Raw genomic sequence first — 16,851 nt, 5'->3', positions numbered from 1 at the left:
CCTACGGGGAGGTGGCAGGCAAGTGGAACAGCTCACGCAGCACGACCCGAGACGGATCGGCCCCTTCGAGGTGCTGGGCCGGCTCGGTGCCGGAGGCATGGGCCTGGTCTATCTCGCGCGATCGGCGTCCGGGCGGCGCGTGGCGATCAAGACGGTCCGGACCGAGCTCGCCGAGGACCAGTTGTTCCGCGTCCGCTTCACGCGCGAGGTGGAGGCCGCACGGGCGGTGTCCGGCTTCTACACGGCGGCCGTGGTGGACGCCGATCCGCGGGCGGCGGTGCCGTGGCTGGCGACCGCGTACGTCCCGGCGCCCTCGCTCGAGGAAATAGTGAATGAGTGCGGGCCCCTGCCGGCCCAGGCGGTGCGCTGGCTCGCCGCCGGTATCGCCGAGGCGCTCCAGTCCATCCACGGCGCCGGGCTGGTCCACCGCGACCTGAAGCCGTCGAACGTGCTCGTCGTGGAGGACGGGCCGCGCGTCATCGACTTCGGCATCGCGTCCGGCGTCTCCAACACCCGGCTGACGATGACCAACGTCGCCGTGGGCACGCCCGCCTACATGTCACCCGAGCAGGCGAAGGACTCCCGCAGCGTGACCGGCGCGAGCGATGTCTTCTCGCTCGGCTCCACGCTGGTCTTCGCCGCCACCGGGCACGCCCCCTTCCACGGGGCGAACCCGGTGGAGACCGTCTTCATGCTGCTGCGCGAGGGCCCCGACCTGGAGGGCCTGCCGGACGAGCTGCGGCCGCTGATCGAGTCCTGCATGCAGATGGAGGCGGGGCTGCGGCCCTCGCCGGCGGACCTCCAGGCACAGCTCGCGCCGCACCTGTTCTCCGGCAGCGACGACAGCGGTACGGCGTCGGCGTGGCTGCCCTCCCGGGCCACCGCGATGATCGAGGCCCGCCGGGGCGGCCGCCCCAGCACCCCGCCGCCCCCGGCGGCGCCGCCGTCCGCTCCCGCCCCGGTGCCCGGTCCCGGGCCGGGCGGCGAGTGGGACGCTCCCCGGCGCGGCGGCAACGGCGACCCCCGTACGGGTCATGCGGCGCCGGCCGCGCCCGGGGCTCCCGCGGCGCCCGTACGGCTGCCGGGCGCCCCCCTGCCCATCGGCCCCGGGCCGCGCGTCGCCGACACGCGCGCCGGGGTCGCGGTGGACGCCGGGCCGGCCACCGGCTGGATCCGCCGCCCCGCGGGTGGTCCCGCGGGCTCCGACCCGGCGCCGGCTCCCGCCCCGGCGCACCCCGCGCCGCCCACGGGCCCGCCTGTCTCCGCGCCCGCCGCGCCGGAGCCCGCGGGCCCCGGGCACTGGCGGCCGTGGCGGTTCCGGATGTCCAACGACGTGTGGGGCACCCCGGTCGTCTCGGGCGACCTGCTCTACGTCACGTCCTTCGAGGTCCACGCGCTGGACGTCGGCACCGGCCGGCGCCAGTTCAAGACCCGGGACGTCGCCTGGACGATGGCCGTGGCCGGTGGCCGTATCCACGCCTCCGACGGCCCGTCGCTGTACGCCCTGGACGCGCTCGACGGCAGTGAGCGGTGGCGGCTCCAGACGGACGCCTGGGCGTACTCCCTCAAGGTCGACCGGGGCACCGTCGTCACCGGCACGCGCGGTGGCGGCGTCCAGGGCTGGGAGGCCTCCAACGGCGAGAAGCTGTGGGAGATCACCGGCGCCCAGACCGACTTCGAGACCCCGGACGCCGGGCCCGCCCTGTTCGACGACACCGTGTACGTCTGGCGGGACGCCCGGCTCCAGGCCCTCGACGCGCGCACCGGCACGGAACGCTGGTCGTACCCGATCGGCGACGCCGCCTCCTGCGGCGGCGTGCCCGTGCGCGTCGCCCCGGCGGAGGACGGCTATGTGTACGTCTCCGCCGGCACCCGGGTGCTGTCCATCGACATCATGTCCGGCCACGTCCGGTGGCACTTCGAGGCCCCGGCGGTCTTCCTCTCGCCGCCCGCCTTCGCGCCCGGCCCGGCCGTCACGGGCGGCGGGGTGTACCTCGCGGACTACCTCGGCACGGTGTACGCGCTGGACGCCACGACCGGCAAGGACCGCTGGCGCATCGCCACCGAGTCCCGCCATTCGAGCGAGCCCGTCCTGGTCGCCGACGGCAACATCCATGTCGGCAGCGGCAGCGCGGTCTACACCCTGGACGCGGTGACCGGCACCCCGAAGTGGCGCTTCCCGGCCGGCGGCCCGATCATCGGCTCCCCGGTCGTCGCGGACGGCCGCCTGCACTTCGGCTCGGCCGACCACGTGCTGTACACGCTGGACGCGAGCGGCGGTCAACTGCGCTGGAAGCTCACCACGGGCGGCGAGATCACCGGCTCCCTCGTCGCCCGGGCGGGCGTGGTCTACGCGTGCAGCAAGGACCGCTGCGTCTACGCCCTCGACGCGATAAAGGGCACGGCAACAGGCCGCGGCGGGGGGCGCTGACAGCCTGGCCCACCTACCCGTTGTGGGCAGTCGTTCCGCTGGGGGCGGCTCCCTCTCCCCGTTGTGGGCAGTCGTCCCGCAGGGCGGGACGGGTGGGCACAACGGGACGGGCGGTGCCTTTGCCCGGTGCACCATGGGGCGGTGCCTGTTCCCGGCCACCCCGGGTGCGGGGCGGTGGGGCGGGCGGCCACCCCGGGTGGATGGGGGGGCGGGGCCCCTCCGGGCTCGCCTCCTCGAGGCCGGCGGCCTTGGGCCACGGGCAAGGGAGCCCGGCCTTTGCCGCCAGCCTCCGCGGGGGCAACCCGCGGGCGCGTCAGCCGCGGTGCGGCGGGCCCGGGCGTTCGGGGCCGCCCGGCCAGGGGCCCGGTTCGTCGCCCGGGCGGTCCACGGGCCGGGTGTCGTCGTGGCGGGGGTACTCGGCCGTCGGCTCGTCGCCCGCGTACGGCTCGGGTCCCGCGTACGGCTCCTCATGGCCACGGCGGTGGAGCCCGTGCCCGCGCCCCCAGCCGCCTCGCAAGCCCGGCTCGTGGGGTTCACGCGCCCGTGCCCGCCCGCTCATCAGCACGGCGGCCAGCAGCAGGAGCACCCCGCCGCCCAGGGCGAGCGCGACGCCCGGGCCGAGGCCGGAGCCGTCCGACTCCACGCTCAGGCTCCCGGCGTCCTGGCCCTGGCGGACCATCCACAGGACGGTGAAGGCCAGCACGACCAGCCCCGCGATGGCGACCAGCAGCCGGGACCGCAGCAGCAGCCCCACCAGCGTCACCAGCGCCGCGAAGGCGAAAGGCAGCAGGATCGAGGTCCACAGGTCCGGCTTCGTCTGACCGATGCCGGTGAACAGGTCCGCGATTCGGTAGTCGCGTCCGAGACGGCCGTCGTACCAGGCACGGAAGGGGCTCCAGACGGCGGCCGCCGCTCCGGCGAGAGCAAGGACGGAGCCGATGACGTTACGGATCATCGTCGGCCTCCCGGGGTCGGCTCTCGATCACGACGCTACGCCGCCGTGGGACGGGGCGCCACACGGCGCTGCTAGGGTGACGTGTGCCCGTCAAGATCGGGCTCCCGCTCACTCACACTTTCAACGGGGGTTGAACGTGAAGCTCCGCCATGTCCGTGCCATTGCCGTCTTCGGCGTCGCGCTCGTCGCACTCACCGGAGCCCGTGGCTCCGGAGGCGGTTGCAGCAGCAACAGCGGCAGCAGCAGCCACAGCTCCGACTCCGGCAGCAGCACCACTGGTGGCAGCCACGACAACGACAGCTCCAGCAGCAGCTCGGGCGGCGTCTCCGTCCCCGGCGGCTCCGGCAGCGACAAGGCCGCGCGCGACATCAAGATCGACGACTGCCGGATGGACGACGCGGGCAAGAACCTCGTCGCCCGGCTCACCGTCACCAACAGCGGCGCGCTGGACTACACGTACAACATCACCATGAAGTTCCGCGGCGACGCCGGCTCCGGCGCGACCACCGCGCGCGCCAGCGTGACCGGGCTGACCGTCAAGGCCGGCGCCTCGCAGGTGGCCGAGGCGACCACGACGTACACCGGCACGGGCAACGGCAGCGAGTACAAGGAGTGCGTCGTCGACAGCGCGACGAAGACCGCGCTCTGACCTCACCGGAGGCGGTACGACGCGCCCCTGCCCCGCTCCTCGAACAGCCCGGCCTGCCGGTCCGCCGGCAGGTTACCGAGCGCGATCAGGTGCGGGGCCTGGGCGAGCGCGTGGGCCCTGTCCGCCTCCCGGGCCGCCCACACCGCCCGTACCGTGCCCTGCACGGCCTCGGTGGGGTACGAGGCGATGACGGCCGCCGCCCGGCGGGCGGCGAGCAGCGCGCCGCCCGGCTCCGTCAGCTCGGAGACCAGGCCCGTCTCGTAGGCCCGCCGCGCCGACACCCGTTCGGCCGTACCCATCAGGGACATCCGGGCGACCTCCCCGTACGGCATGCGCTGCGCCATGAGGACCGCCTCGTACGCGCTGACCATGCCGTACGCCGTATGGGGGTCGAAGAAGGTCGCCTCGCGCGAGGCGACGACGAACTCGCACTCGCCGAGCAGGTAGAACGCCCCGCCGCAGGCCATCCCCTCCACGGCCGCGATCACGGGCTTCCACAGGTCGTTGGCCTTCGGGCCGATGGTGAGGAGCGGGTCGTCGATGCTGTACGGGGAGGACGGCTGCGGGACCGCGGCCGAACGGTCGATGCCGGTGCAGAAGGCCCGGCCGCCGGCGCCGGTGAGGACCGCCGCCCGGATGCCGTCGTCGAACCGCAGCTCGCGCCAGACGGCCGTGAGCCGGGCGGCCGTGTCGAGATCGATGGCATTGTGCCTGGCGGGGCGGTCGAGGGTGACGACCGCGACGCCCGCCTCCGTTTCGATGTGGACCGTCATGACCGCTCCAGGACCCAGCGCGGCATGCCGTCGTCGAACACCACCCTGACCGGCGCGCCGATGCGCAACTGGGCCGGGTCGATCGAGTCGATGGGGGCGCCGGGCGCGGCGACGACGTTGCCGACGAGCCGGATGCGCGGTGCGTCGGCGAGCTCGACGAGGGCGACGTTGTAGCGGGGCGCGAGGGCGGCGTACGCGGGCAGGAGGGGCGGGTGGGGGACGACGTAGGACCAGATGCGGCCGCGCCCGCTCATCGGGCGCCACTCGCTGTCGAACGACTGGCAGTGCGGGCAGCAGGGGCGGGGCGGGAAGCGGAGCTCGCCGCAGCGGGCGCAGCCCTGGACGCGCAGCTCGCCCCGGGCGGCGTACTCCCAGAAGGGGGCGCCGTCCTCGTCGATGACGGGTTCGAGCATCTCAACTCCTGAGGAGGAGGGCGGAGGTGGGGACGCCTTCGCCCGCGGTGACCAGACAGGTGGCGGCGTCGGGCACCTGTGCGGTGCTGGTGCCGCGCAGTTGCTTGACGCCCTCGGTGATGAGGTTGAAGCCGTGGACGTACGCCTCGCTGAGCCCCCCGCCGCCGGTGTTGAGCGGCAGCCGGCCGCCGATCTCCAGCGCGCCCCCTTCGGTGAAGGCGGCCCCTTCGCCGCGTGCGCAGAAGCCGTAGCCCTCCAGGGAGAGGGGGATGAGAGGGGTGAACGCGTCGTAGATCTGGGCGACGTCGATGTCCTGGGGGCCGAAGTCGGCCTGCTTCCACAGGTGGCGGGCGGCGGTCCAGGCCGGGCCGGTGAGGGGGTCGTCGTTCCAGTAGTTGACCATGCCGTGGTGCTGGGCGGGCAGGCCCTGGGCGGCGGAGTGGACGTACACGGGGGTGCGGCGGCAGTCGCGGGCGCGCTCGGCGCTCACGATCACGCAGGCGAGGGCCCCGTCGGTCTCCAGGCAGTTGTCGAAGAGGCAGAGCGGCTCGCTGATCCAGCGGGAGGTCATGTACATCTCGCGGGTCAGGGGGCGCTCGTACATGATCGCGGCCGGGTTCTGGTTGGCCCGGTTGCGGCAGGCCAGGGCGACGTTGAAGAGGTGGTCGCGGGTGGCGCCGTACTCGTGCATGTAGCGGCGGGCGAGCATGCCGATCTCGTCGGCGGGGCGCAGGAGGCCGTACGGGCGGGTCCACTGGGCGGGGGTGGGCAGTTGGGTGCGGGTGTTGGTCCAGGGGCGGGGGCCGGAGCCGCGTTTGCGTGAGCGCCAGGCGACGCCGACGGTCGCCTGGCCGGTGGCGATGGCGGCGGCGAGGTGGGCGACGGTGGCGCACGATCCGCCGCCGCCGTATCCGGCTTTGGAGAAGAAGGTCACGTCGCCCGCGCCGATGGACTTGGCGACCTCGACCTCGTCGGTCTCCTCCATGGTGTACGAGGCGAAGGCGTCGACCTCGGCGGGTGCGATGCCGGCGTCGTCGAGGGCGGCCAGGATGGCGCGGCACGCCAACGTCTTTTCGGTCTCGGGGAGTTGCTTGGCGAATCGGGTCTGTCCGATCCCGGCGATGGCCGTCGCGTCCTTGAGCGCACCTGTCATGTTCGCGAGGCTACCGCTAATCTGACGGGTAGTCAGCTAATGGGAGGGTTGAGATGCGCGGCGACCTGGAATGGGGCTCGATCCCGGGGCTGGTGCGGTCGGCGGCGGAGCGGTACGGGCCACGGGAGGCGGTCGTGGAGGGCCGTACGAGGGTCTCCTACGCCGAGCTGGGCGAGCGCGTCGAACGGGCCGCCGCCGCGTGCATGGCGGCGGGCGTGGAGCCGGGCGCCCGGGTCGCGGTGTGGGCGCCCAACACCCTCGACTGGATCGTCTCCGCCCTCGGCGCGGTGACGGCCGGCGCCGTGCTGGTGCCGCTGAACACCCGCTTCAAGGGGGCCGAGGCGGCCTACGTCTTGGAGCGCAGCCGCACGCAACTGCTGTTCATCACCGGTACGTTCCTGGGCACGTCGTACGTGGCGTCCCTGCGGCGGACGGGCGTCGTGCTGCCGGACCTGGAGCAGGTGGTGGTGCTGGCGGACAGCGCGCCGGAGGACTTCCGTACGTGGAAGGACTTCCTGGCGGGCGGGGACGCGATCTCCTCGCGGGAGGTCCGCGCACGCGCGGAGTCCCTGGACGGGAACCGCCCCTCGGACATCATCTTCACGTCCGGGACGACGGGCCGCCCCAAGGGCGCGGTGATCACCCACGCGCAGACGCTGCGCTGCTACGAGACGTGGGCGGACCTGGCCGGGCTGGTGGAGGGCGACCGCTATCTGATCGTGAACCCGTTCTTCCACACCTTCGGCTACAAGGCGGGGATCATCGCGTGCCTGATGCGCGGGGCGGTGATGGTGCCGCAGCCGGTGTTCGGCGTGGACACGGTGCTGGCCAATGTGGCGGCGGAACGCGTCTCGGTCCTGCCCGGCCCGCCCACGCTCCTCCAGTCCCTCCTGGACCACCCGGCCCGGCCGGCGCACGACCTGTCCTCGCTGCGGCTGGTGGTGACGGGCGCGGCGGTGGTGCCGCTGCGGCTGGTGGAGCGGCTGCGCACCGAGCTGGGCGTGGGCACCGTCCTCACGGCGTACGGCCTCTCCGAGGCGAGCGGCATCGTCACCATGTGCCGCCGGGGCGACCCGCCCGGGACGATCGCCACCACCTCGGGCCGCCCCATCCCCGGCACGGAGGTCCGCGTCGGCGCTTCGGGCGAGGTCCTGGTGCGCGGCCACAACGTGATGAGCGGCTACTTCGAGGACCCGGCCGGCACGGCGGAGGCCATCGACGCGGACGGCTGGCTCCACACCGGCGACGTGGGCGTCCTGGACGAGGCGGGGAACCTGCGCATCACCGACCGCCTCAAGGACATGTTCATCGTGGGCGGCTTCAACGCCTACCCCGCCGAGATCGAGCAGCTCCTCGCCGTCCACCCCGAGCTCGTCGACGTCGCCGTCATCGGCATCCCCGACCCCCGCCTCGGCGAGGTCGCCAAGGCCTTCGCGGTCCGCCGCCCCGGCTCCACCCTCACGGCCGACGACCTGATCGCCTGGGCGCGCCGGGAGATGGCCAACTACAAGGTGCCGCGGGAGGTGGAGTTCCTGGCCGAGCTGCCGCGCAACGCGAGCGGGAAGGTGGTGAAGGGGGACCTGCGGGCGCGGTCGGCGGGCTGAGCGTCCGCGCACACGGCGAAGGGGGCGGACCCGGCTCAGGTCCGCCCCCTTCGTGGAGCGTGCCGCCCCCCGCGAAGGGTGGGGCTTCGTGGTGACGGCAGGTGCGGCCGACCGTGGAGTGCCGCGGCCGCGGCGGCTCCCCCTCCGCGCCGCCGCGGCCGCACCCCGTTGCGAAGAACGCTCGGTCAGCTCGCCGGAGGCGCCGGCGTGTGGTGGTCGCCCAGCGTCGTGATGGTGTCCTGGGCGGGCGGGGCCGGCGTGTGGTGGTCGCCCATGGTGGTGATGGTGTCCTGGGCGGGCGGCGCGGGCGTGTGGTGGTCGCCCATGGTGGTGATGGTGTCCTGCGCGGGCGGGGCCGGCGTGTGGTGGTCGCCCAGCGTGGTGACGTTGTCGAGCTTCTTCTTCGCGGACTCGCTCATGCTTCTGTCCCCCGTTAGGTGCTGATGTGTGGTTGGTGCCTTCTGACCGGCGGCTCCCCCGAGGGTCGCCGGGCAGAAGGCTAGTGGACCCGCGTGCCCCCCGACGCGGCGGATCGACTGCAATGGAGCATGCCGGGTGGGCATAAACAATCGATGAACGCGCTGTTCGGGGCCTCAGGCCGCCGTCAGCGGCGACAGGAGCGCCCGGACCTCCTCCGCCTCCGCCGTCGCGCCCGACTGCTCGTGCAGGGCCAGCGCCTCGCGCCAGCAGGCACGCGCACGGCCCGACTGCCCGAGGCGGTCCAGTGCCTTCCCCAGCGTGATCAGGACGTTGCCACGGATGCGGTCACCACCGATGCAGCCGATGGCGAGCGCCTGTTCCGCGTGCTGGGCGGCCCGGGTGGGGTGCTGGGCGGACAGGTGCGTCTGCGCGATGCGGAAGTGCGTCGTCCCCGCCCACAGGCGCTGCCGGTTCATCTCGAACCGGTGCAGTGCCTCCGCCAGTTGCTCCAGCGCTTCGGCATGGCGGCGGGCGTGGGTGAGGGCGACCCCCAGGGCGTACTGCGCGTTGGCCAGGCGCAGGGTGTGTCCTATCCGCTCGTACAGCTCGACGCCCTGCTCGGCGAGCGAAATGGCCCGTGACACGCGCCCCATGGACAGGTGGATCCGTGAGAGGTTGCACAGGGCGCTCGCCTCACCGGGGCGGTTGTCGTCGGCGTGGGAACCCTCCATGGCCTTGAAGAGGTACCGCTCGGCGTCCTCGTACCGGCCCTGGTTGAAGGCGATGATTCCCCGGTCGTTGTCGGCCCAGTAGACGGGGGCGGCGTCCCCGGCCGCCGTCGCCAGCCGCGCGGCCTGCTCGGCTTCCCGGTCCGCCTCCTCGTACCGGCCGGCGACCAGGTGGACGTTGGTCATCGAGGTCCGCGCGCGTCCCTCGATACGGGCGTCGCCCGAGGCGCGGGCGGCGTCGAGGGCGGACAGCGCGGCCGACTCGTACAGCTTGGAGTTCGCGCCGGACTCCGCCAGGTCCTGGGCGGCCCACAGCAGGTCCACCGCCGTGCGCAGCCGCGGGCCCTTCGCCGCCTGCCGCGCGCACGCGAGGAGGCAGTTCGCCTCCGTGTACAGCCAGTCCAGTGCCCCCTGGCGGTCGGTGAAGGTGAGGCCCTCGTACGTCGTCGGTTCCAGGTGGGCCACCAGGCGGTCGCCGGGGCGTTCCATGGCGAAGACGCGGGCCGCGGTGGCGAGGTAGAAGTCCAGGAGGCGGGAGAGGGCCAGTTCGCGTTCCGCCGGGGGCTGTTCGTCGCGGTCGGCGCATGCACGCGCGTAGAGGCGGACCAGGTCGTGGAAGCGGTAGCGGCCGGGGGCGGCGGATTCCAGGAGGGAGGTGTCGACCAGGGCCTCCAAGAGGTCCTCGGCGTCGTGGAGGGGGAGGTCCAGCACGGCCGCCGCGGCGGCGAGGGAGATGTCGGGGCCGTCGGCCAGGCCCAGGAGGCGGAACGCACGGGCCTGGGCGGGTTCGAGCTGGCCGTAGCCGAGCTCGAAGGTGGCCTTGACCGCGAGGTCGCCCGCCTGGAGCTCGTCCAGGCGGCGGCGTTCGTCGGCGAGCTTGGCCGCGAGGACCGACACCGTCCAGGTGCGGCGCGCCGCCAGGCGGGAGGCGGCGATGCGGATCGCGAGCGGGAGGAAGCCGCACGCGGCCACCACGTCCAGGGCCGCCTCGCGCTCCGCCTGGACCCGTTCGGCGCCCACGATCTTGGTGAAGAGCTGGAGCGCCTCCTCCGGGGACATCACGTCCAGGTCCACCAGGTGCGCACCCGCCAGGTCGACCATCCGGACGCGGCTGGTGACGAGGGCCGCGCACCCCTCCGTGCCCGGCAGCAGGGGCCGCACCTGGGCGGCGTCCCGGGCGTTGTCGAGCAGGACCAGCACCTGCCGCCCCGCGAGCGTCGACCGGTAGAGCGCGGCACGCTCGTCGAGGGTGTCGGGGATGGCCGAGTCCGGGGTGCCCAGCGCGCGGAGGAAGGCGCCGAGCACGGTCTCCGGCTCCGCCGCCCGCGCCCCGGCGCCCTGGAGGTCGACGTACAATTGCCCGTCGGGGAAGCGCGGGCGCGCGGCGTGCGCGACGTGCACCGCGAGCGTGGTCTTGCCGACCCCGCCGATGCCCGCGAGCGCCGACACGGCCATCACCGAACCGTCGGCCGTGGCCAGCCGGTCGCCCAGCTCCCGTACGAACGCCGCCCGCCCGGTGAAGTCCGGCACCGTGGCCGGCAACTGCGCCGGCCGCGACACGGCCGGGAGGGGGGACTGCTCCTCCACCGGGCGGGCCAGCTCCGCGTCCGCCTGGAGGATGCGCTGCTGGAGCCGCGCCAGCTCCGGGCGCGGGTCGACGCCCAGCTCGTCGGCGAGGAGCCGGCGCGTGTCGGCGTACACGGCGAGCGCCTCCGCCTGCCGCCCGCTGCGGTACAGCGCCAGCATCAGCAGCTCCCGCAGCCGCTCGCGCAGCGGGTGCGCGGCGGTCAGGGCGGTCAGCTCCGACACCGCCTCCGCGTGGTGGCCGACGTCGAGGTCCATTTCGAGGCGGGTCTCCAGGAGCTGGAGCCGCCACTCCTCCAGGCGGGTGCGCTGCGTCTCGGCGTACGGGCCGGGCACGTTCGCGAGGGGCTCGCCGTCCCACAGGCCCAGCGACTTGTCGATCAGCACCCGCGCCTGGTTCCGGTCACCCGCCGCGCGTGACTTCTCCGCCTCGGCGGCCAGCTCCTGCGCGACGTTCAGGTCAAGGGCGTCGGCGCGGCCCCGGATCGCGTAGCCGCCCGATTCGCTGACCAGCACGCCCGGTGGGAGGACCTTGCGCAGGCGGGAGGCGTACGTGCGGATCGTCGCGAGGGCCTGCGAGGGCGGTTCGTCGCCCCAGATCGCGTCGATCAGCTCGGCGGCGGTCGCCGTGCGCCCGTCGCGCAGCAGCAGCGCGGCCAGCAGGGCCCGCTGCTGGGGCGAGCCGGACGGCAGGGCCTCGCCGTCCCGCCAGGCACGTACCGGGCCGAGCACGCCGAAGCGCAGGTCGACGCACGCGTCGCCCTGCGGGCCGTCGCGCCGGTCGCGCGCGTGCGTGCCGCCGTGCGGGCCGTCGCGCCGGTCGCGCGCGTCGCCGCCGCGCTCGGCGGGACCCGGCTGCGGAGCGCGCTGCTCCGGCACTCGCGGCCCGTCTTCACGGTCCATAGCTCCCCCTGCCCGTACCGCTGGTTTCGCCCCCGACAGTCTGCCTTGTCGATGGCGTTTGCGTCAGCACTGGGTGACGCTCTGCACAAGCTCCCCCCACCGAAGAGCTGACGGGTCGTCAGTTCAGCGCTACCGTGCTACGCATGGAGACCTTCCCGAAGATCATCTCGGTGGACGACCACACGGTGGAACCGCCCCACGTCTGGCAGGACCGGCTCCCGTCGAAGTACCGCGACACCGGCCCGCGCATCGTCCGGGCGCCCTTGAAGGAGATGACCTTCCTGGGCGGGAAATTCGCCCCGGTGATGGGCGAGAAGGGCGACGAAGGGCCCATCGGGGACTGGTGGGTGTACGAGGACCTCCACCGCCCCCTCACCCGCCTCGACACCGCCGTCGGCTACGACCGCGACGAGATACGGCTCGAAGTCATCACGTACGAACAGATGCGGCCCGGCTCGTACAGCGTCCCCGACCGCCTCGCCGACATGGACGTCAACCACGTCCAGTCCGCGCTCTGCTTCCCCACCTTCCCGCGCTTCTGCGGCCAGACCTTCACCGAAGCCGCCGACCGCGAGCTGGGCCTGCTCGGCGTCCGGGCGTACAACGACTGGATGGTCGAGGAGTGGTGCGGCCCCGAGGCCCACGGCCGCCTCATCCCGCTCACCCTGATCCCCCTCTGGGACGCCGAACTGGCCGCCGCCGAGGTGCGCCGGAACGCCGCCCGCGGCGTGCGGGCCGTCGCCTTCTCCGAGATCCCCCCGCACCTGGGGCTGCCGTCCATCCACACCGATGCCTGGGACCCCTTCCTCGCCGCCTGCGACGAGACGGGCACGGTCATCGCCATACACATCGGCTCGTCGTCGAAGATGCCGTCCACCTCGGCGGACGCCCCGCCGGCGGTCGGCTCCACCATCACCTTCGCCAACTGCTGCTTCTCGATGACCGACTGGCTGATGAGCGGCAAGCTGGAGCGCTTCCCGGGCCTGCGGATCATGTACGCGGAGGGCCAGATCGGCTGGATCCCGTACATCCTGGAGCGGGCGGACGTGGTGTGGGAGGAGAACCGCGGCTGGGGCGGCGTCGCCGACAAGGTCCACCGGCCGCCCTCGGAGGTGTTCGCCGAGCACGTCTACGGCTGCTTCTTCGACGACGCCTTCGGCCTCAGGAACCTGGACGCGATCGGCGTCGGCAACGTCCTGTACGAGACGGACTACCCGCACTCCGACTCCACCTGGCCGAAGTCGCGCGAGGTCGGCGAGGCGCAGATGGGCCACCTGGCCCCGGACGTGGTCGAGCGGATCGTCCGCGGCAACGCCATCGAGCTGCTGGGCCTGACGGAGGACGGCCTCTGGCGACCGTGACGGGATCGGTCGGCCGTGTTTTGTCGTCGTGGCACGGCGGGAGCATCCCGGCATGACTCTGACGCTCGCTGAGGCCGACAAGATCCTCGCCGACAACTTCGCGCCCTGGGTGCTGGAGCTCGGCCTGTCCGTGGTGGAGACGGGTGAGGCGCACGCCGTGCTGCGGTTGCCGTGGGACGGGCGGCTGGCCCGGGAGGGGGGCGGGCTGTCGGGGCAGGCGCTGATGGCGGCCGCCGACACGGCCACCGTGATCGCGGTGTCCTCGGCGCGCGGGGCTTTCGTGCCCATGACCACGGTGCAGCAGTCCACCAGCTTCATGCGGGCGGTGACCGGTGCCGACGTCCTGGTGGACGCGCGGATCACCAAGCTGGGCAAGCGGATGGCGTTCGCCGAGATCACGATGACCGCGGAGGGGGCGGGGGAGCCGGCGGCGCGGGCGTCCACGGTGTACGCGCTGCTGGGGTGAGCACCGCCCTTGTCGTCTGATGGAGCGTCAGGTAGGACTGTGAGGTCACTGATGCTTCGTCAGGTATGGGGGTGCGGGCGTGGTCTCGTACGGGATGCAGTTGCCGGTCCAGTCGCAGAGCACCCTCTACGCGGAACCCTGGGAGGCGGACGCCGGTCCGGAGGATCTCGTCGAGACCGCCCGGGCCGCCGACCGGGGCGGGTTCTCGTACATCGCGTGCTGCGACCACGTGGCGATACCCCGGCGGCTGGCCGGGGCGATGAGCACCGTCTGGTACGACCCCGTCGCCACCCTCGCCCACCTCGCCGCCGTCACGCGGCGCGTGCGGCTGCTCAGCCACGTGGCGGTCGTCGGGCTGCGGCATCCGCTCGTGACGGCGAAGGCGTACGCCACGCTCGACCACCTGAGCGGCGGGCGGCTGGTCCTCGGCGTCGGGGCCGGACACGTGCGGGAGGAGTTCGAGGCCCTGGGGGCCGACTTCGAGCGGCGGGGCGCCGTGCTGGACGAGGTGATCGACGCGCTGAGGGCGGCGCTGGGGGCGGAGGAGTTCCCGGCGTTCCGTGGCGAGAGGTTCGCCTTCGAGGGGCTCGGGCAGCGGCCACGGCCGGCGCAGGCGCGGGTGCCCCTCTGGGTGGGCGGATCGTCGCCGGCCGCCGTGCGCCGCGCCGCGCTCAAGGGTGACGGGTGGCTGCCGCAGGGCGACCCCCGCGACCGGCTGCCCGCGCAGATCGGGAAGCTCCGGCGGCTTCGCGAGGAGGCCGGGATCGAGGAGCCGGCCGTCATCGGCGCGATCACCGAGGCGCTGTACGTCGGCGACGCCCCCTGGGACGTCGGGCGACGCACCCTCAGCGGCAAGCCGGACGCGCTCGCCGAGTCGCTGCGGGCGTACGGGGCGATGGGCGTGGACCAGATACAGGTGCGGTTCCGGTCCCGGAGCCGCACGGAACTCACCGACCAGATGGCGGCCTTCGCCGAGAGCGTGGCACCGCTGCTGGGCTGAGGAGGCCGGCATGGGCAAGCTGGACGGGCGTGTCGTGCTCATCACGGGTGCGGCGCGCGGACAGGGCGAGCAGGAGGCCCGGCTCTTCGTGGCGGAGGGCGCCAGGGTCGTCCTCGGGGACGTACTCGACGAGCCGGGGAGCGCCCTCGCCAAGGAGCTGGGGGAGGAGCGGGCGCTGTACGTCCACCTGGACGTGGGGCGCGAGGACGACTGGGGCCGCGCGGTCGAGGCCGGGAAGGGCGCCTTCGGCAGGATCGACGGGCTGGTCAACAACGCGGGCGTGCTGCGCTTCAACGAACTCGTCTCCACACCGCTGGTGGAGTTCATGGACGTGGTCCGGGTCAACCAGGTCGGGTGCTTCCTGGGGATACGGACCGTGGCGCCCGAGATCGAGGCCGCCGGGGGCGGCACGATCGTCAACACCGCCTCGTACACCGCCCTGACGGGCATGGCGTACGTCGGTGCCTACGCCGCCACCAAGCACGCCGTCCTCGGGCTGACCCGGGTCGCGGCGGTGGAGCTGGGCGGCAAGGGCATCCGGGTCAACGCCGTCTGCCCGGGCGCGGTGGACACCCCCATGTCCAACCCCGAAGGCGCGGACCCCGCCACGCTCGACGAGCTGTACCGCAAGCTCGTGCCGCTGGGGAGGGTCGGCAGACCCGAGGAGGTGGCCACGCTGGCGCTCTTCCTGAGCTGCGACGACTCCGCGTACGTCACCGGACAGCCCTTCGTCATCGACGGGGGATGGCTGGCGGGGGTCAACCTGTTCTGATGTTCCGTCAGGTATTGACGGTGCGGACGGGCGGTGGAACAGTCGGGCTTCTAGAACTGACGGTACGTCAGAAATAGCGTAGGGACGGTGAACCCCTTGGAATTCGGGCTCTTTGTACAGGGATACGTACCGGCCAAGCGGGCACAGGCCGACCCCCAGGCCGAGCACAAGGCGCTGATGGAGGAGACGGAGTACGTCATCCAGGCGGACAAGTCCGGGTTCAAGTACGCCTGGGCCTCCGAGCACCACTTCCTGGAGGAGTACTCGCACCTGTCGGCCAACGACGTGTACCTGGGCTATCTGGCGCACGCGACGGAGCGCATCCACCTCGGCTCCGGCATCTTCAACCCCCTCGCCCCTGTCAACCACCCCGTCAAGGTCGCCGAGAAGGTCGCCATGCTCGACCACCTGTCGGGCGGACGCTTCGAGTTCGGCTCCGGGCGCGGGGCCGGGTCCCACGAGATCCTCGGGTTCCTGCCGGGCATCACCGACATGAACCACACCAAGGAGATCTGGGAAGAGACCATCGCCGAGTTCCCCAAGATGTGGCTCCAGGACGAGTACGAGGGCTTCCAGGGCAAGCACTGGTCCCTGCCGCCGCGCAAGGTCCTGCCCAAGCCGTACGGGGCCGCGCACCCCGCCATGTGGTACGCGGCCGGGTCGCCGTCCTCGTACGCCATGGCGGGCCGTAAGGGGCTGGGCGTGCTCGGCTTCAGCGTGCAGAAGGTCTCCGACATGGAGTGGGTCGTCGACTCGTACAAGACGGCGGTGAAGGACGCGGAGCCGGTCGGGGCGTACGTCAACGACAACGTGATGGTCACGTCGACGGCGATCTGCGCGGAGACGCACGCGAAGGCGGTCGAGATCGCGGTGTCGGGGGGCCTCAACTACTTGCAGTCGCTGCTCTTCCGGTACCACGACACGTTCCCCCGGCCGGAGGGGATCCCGGAGTGGCCGGAGCTGCTGCCGGAGTACACCGAGGAGATCATCGAGCTGCTGATCGCGGAGGAGCTGATGATCTGCGGCGACCCGGACGAGGTGCTGGCGCAGTGCCGGCGGTGGGAGCGGGCCGGCGCCGACCAACTGTCGTTCGGGCTGCCGATCGGGGTGTCCTACGAGGACACGATGACCACGATCCGGCTGATCGGGGAACACGTGATCCCCCGCATCGACACGGACCCGGTCCACCGCACGACCCGCTTCCGCCAGGCCTCGTCCGCCTAGCCGGGTGGCTTCCGTTGTGGGCGGCCCGTCCCACCGACCCGCACCCGGCGTACGGCCGGGTGGGGCCGTGCAGGGTCGCCCCCGCAGAGGTTGCGGCGACTGTTGGGCTCCCAATCCGGAGAACCCAAGGCCGCCGGCCTCGAGGAGGTGAGCCCGGAGGGGCCCCGCCCCCACCCACCCGGGGTGGCCGTCCAACCACTGACCCGCACCCGGGGGTCACCGGGAACAGGCACCGCCCCAGGGGGCACCGGGCAAAGGCACCGCCCCGTCCCGTTGTGCCCACCCGTTCCTCCCCCAAGGACTTCGTCCAGGGGGACCCCCAGCGGAACGACTGCCCACAACGGGGGGCGGGCCCCGACAGACGCGGGGCGGTGGCATCCCGGGCCGCCGGCTCCGTCACGCCCCGGCCGTGGGG

The 16,851-nt window shown here is 73.2% G+C and carries 14 protein-coding genes; 8 read left to right on the top strand and 6 right to left on the bottom strand.

Annotated elements, in window-relative coordinates; genetic code table 11:
• The first annotated feature begins 22 nt into the window (after positions 1–22).
• Positions 23–2,431: a PQQ-binding-like beta-propeller repeat protein gene (locus tag AB0J57_RS16330; protein WP_366128808.1), complete on the top strand. Its 2,409-nt coding sequence runs from the start codon at positions 23–25 to the stop codon at positions 2,429–2,431.
• Positions 2,432–2,744: 313 nt separating this feature from the next.
• Here AB0J57_RS16330 and AB0J57_RS16325 read toward each other — a convergent pair whose 3' ends face one another.
• Positions 2,745–3,386 carry a hypothetical protein gene (locus AB0J57_RS16325; protein WP_366128806.1) on the bottom strand — a complete coding sequence of 214 codons (642 nt, stop codon included), beginning with the start codon at positions 3,384–3,386 and terminating at the stop codon, positions 2,745–2,747.
• Between the two features lie 136 nt (positions 3,387–3,522).
• On the opposite strand from AB0J57_RS16325, the gene AB0J57_RS16320 reads away from it, so the two are divergent.
• The gene (locus AB0J57_RS16320) at positions 3,523–4,035 is read left to right on the top strand and encodes a hypothetical protein (protein ID WP_366128804.1); all 513 of its coding nucleotides are present in this window, start codon (positions 3,523–3,525) and stop codon (positions 4,033–4,035) included.
• A gap of 2 nt (positions 4,036–4,037) precedes the next feature.
• Here AB0J57_RS16320 and AB0J57_RS16315 read toward each other — a convergent pair whose 3' ends face one another.
• The 3 genes from AB0J57_RS16315 to AB0J57_RS16305 are packed head-to-tail and all read right to left on the bottom strand — an operon-like array spanning position 4,038 to position 6,374.
• On the bottom strand, positions 4,038–4,808 hold the full coding sequence (locus AB0J57_RS16315; protein WP_366128803.1) for an enoyl-CoA hydratase/isomerase family protein: 771 nt from the start codon (positions 4,806–4,808) through the stop codon (positions 4,038–4,040).
• Complete coding sequence (locus AB0J57_RS16310) at positions 4,805–5,221, bottom strand: OB-fold domain-containing protein (protein ID WP_366128802.1); 417 nt, start codon at positions 5,219–5,221, stop codon at positions 4,805–4,807. Before AB0J57_RS16310 ends, AB0J57_RS16315 begins: the two co-directional genes overlap by 4 nt.
• Position 5,222: 1 nt before the next feature.
• Positions 5,223–6,374: a lipid-transfer protein gene (locus tag AB0J57_RS16305; protein WP_366128801.1), complete on the bottom strand. Its 1,152-nt coding sequence runs from the start codon at positions 6,372–6,374 to the stop codon at positions 5,223–5,225.
• A 53-nt stretch (positions 6,375–6,427) separates the two neighbouring features.
• Here AB0J57_RS16305 and AB0J57_RS16300 point away from each other — a divergent pair, with 53 nt between their 5' ends.
• Complete coding sequence (locus AB0J57_RS16300; RefSeq protein ID WP_366128800.1) at positions 6,428–7,978, top strand: FadD3 family acyl-CoA ligase; 1,551 nt, start codon at positions 6,428–6,430, stop codon at positions 7,976–7,978.
• 185 nt (positions 7,979–8,163) lie between these two features.
• Here the strand turns inward: AB0J57_RS16300 and AB0J57_RS16295 are convergent, their stop codons facing one another.
• Positions 8,164–8,397 carry a sigma-like protein gene (locus tag AB0J57_RS16295; RefSeq protein WP_366128799.1) on the bottom strand — a complete coding sequence of 78 codons (234 nt, stop codon included), beginning with the start codon at positions 8,395–8,397 and terminating at the stop codon, positions 8,164–8,166.
• A 174-nt stretch (positions 8,398–8,571) separates the two neighbouring features.
• Positions 8,572–11,613 (bottom strand): BTAD domain-containing putative transcriptional regulator, encoded by a 3,042-nt coding sequence (locus AB0J57_RS16290; protein ID WP_366128798.1) that lies wholly within the window; start codon positions 11,611–11,613, stop codon positions 8,572–8,574.
• A 143-nt stretch (positions 11,614–11,756) separates the two neighbouring features.
• Here AB0J57_RS16290 and AB0J57_RS16285 point away from each other — a divergent pair, with 143 nt between their 5' ends.
• The 5 genes from AB0J57_RS16285 to AB0J57_RS16265 all read left to right on the top strand — a co-directional run bounded on the left by AB0J57_RS16285 (position 11,757) and on the right by AB0J57_RS16265 (position 16,436).
• Positions 11,757–12,974, top strand: a complete 1,218-nt coding sequence (locus AB0J57_RS16285; protein ID WP_366128797.1) for an amidohydrolase family protein — start codon at positions 11,757–11,759, stop codon at positions 12,972–12,974.
• A gap of 52 nt (positions 12,975–13,026) precedes the next feature.
• Positions 13,027–13,440 carry a PaaI family thioesterase gene (locus tag AB0J57_RS16280; protein WP_366128796.1) on the top strand — a complete coding sequence of 138 codons (414 nt, stop codon included), beginning with the start codon at positions 13,027–13,029 and terminating at the stop codon, positions 13,438–13,440.
• A 94-nt stretch (positions 13,441–13,534) separates the two neighbouring features.
• Entirely contained in the window at positions 13,535–14,440 is a 906-nt protein-coding gene (locus AB0J57_RS16275) for an LLM class F420-dependent oxidoreductase (protein ID WP_366129097.1), read from the top strand.
• A 10-nt stretch (positions 14,441–14,450) separates the two neighbouring features.
• Positions 14,451–15,212: a glucose 1-dehydrogenase gene (locus tag AB0J57_RS16270; RefSeq protein ID WP_366128795.1), complete on the top strand. Its 762-nt coding sequence runs from the start codon at positions 14,451–14,453 to the stop codon at positions 15,210–15,212.
• A 96-nt stretch (positions 15,213–15,308) separates the two neighbouring features.
• Complete coding sequence (locus AB0J57_RS16265) at positions 15,309–16,436, top strand: LLM class flavin-dependent oxidoreductase (RefSeq protein WP_366129096.1); 1,128 nt, start codon at positions 15,309–15,311, stop codon at positions 16,434–16,436.
• Positions 16,437–16,851: the final 415 nt, after the last annotated feature.

It is taken from the genome of Streptomyces sp. NPDC049837, assembly GCF_040674455.1.
Taxonomy (GTDB): domain Bacteria; phylum Actinomycetota; class Actinomycetes; order Streptomycetales; family Streptomycetaceae; genus Streptomyces.
Note: the sequence above shows the minus strand (reverse complement) of the source record. Positions and strands in the feature narration are given on the sequence as shown.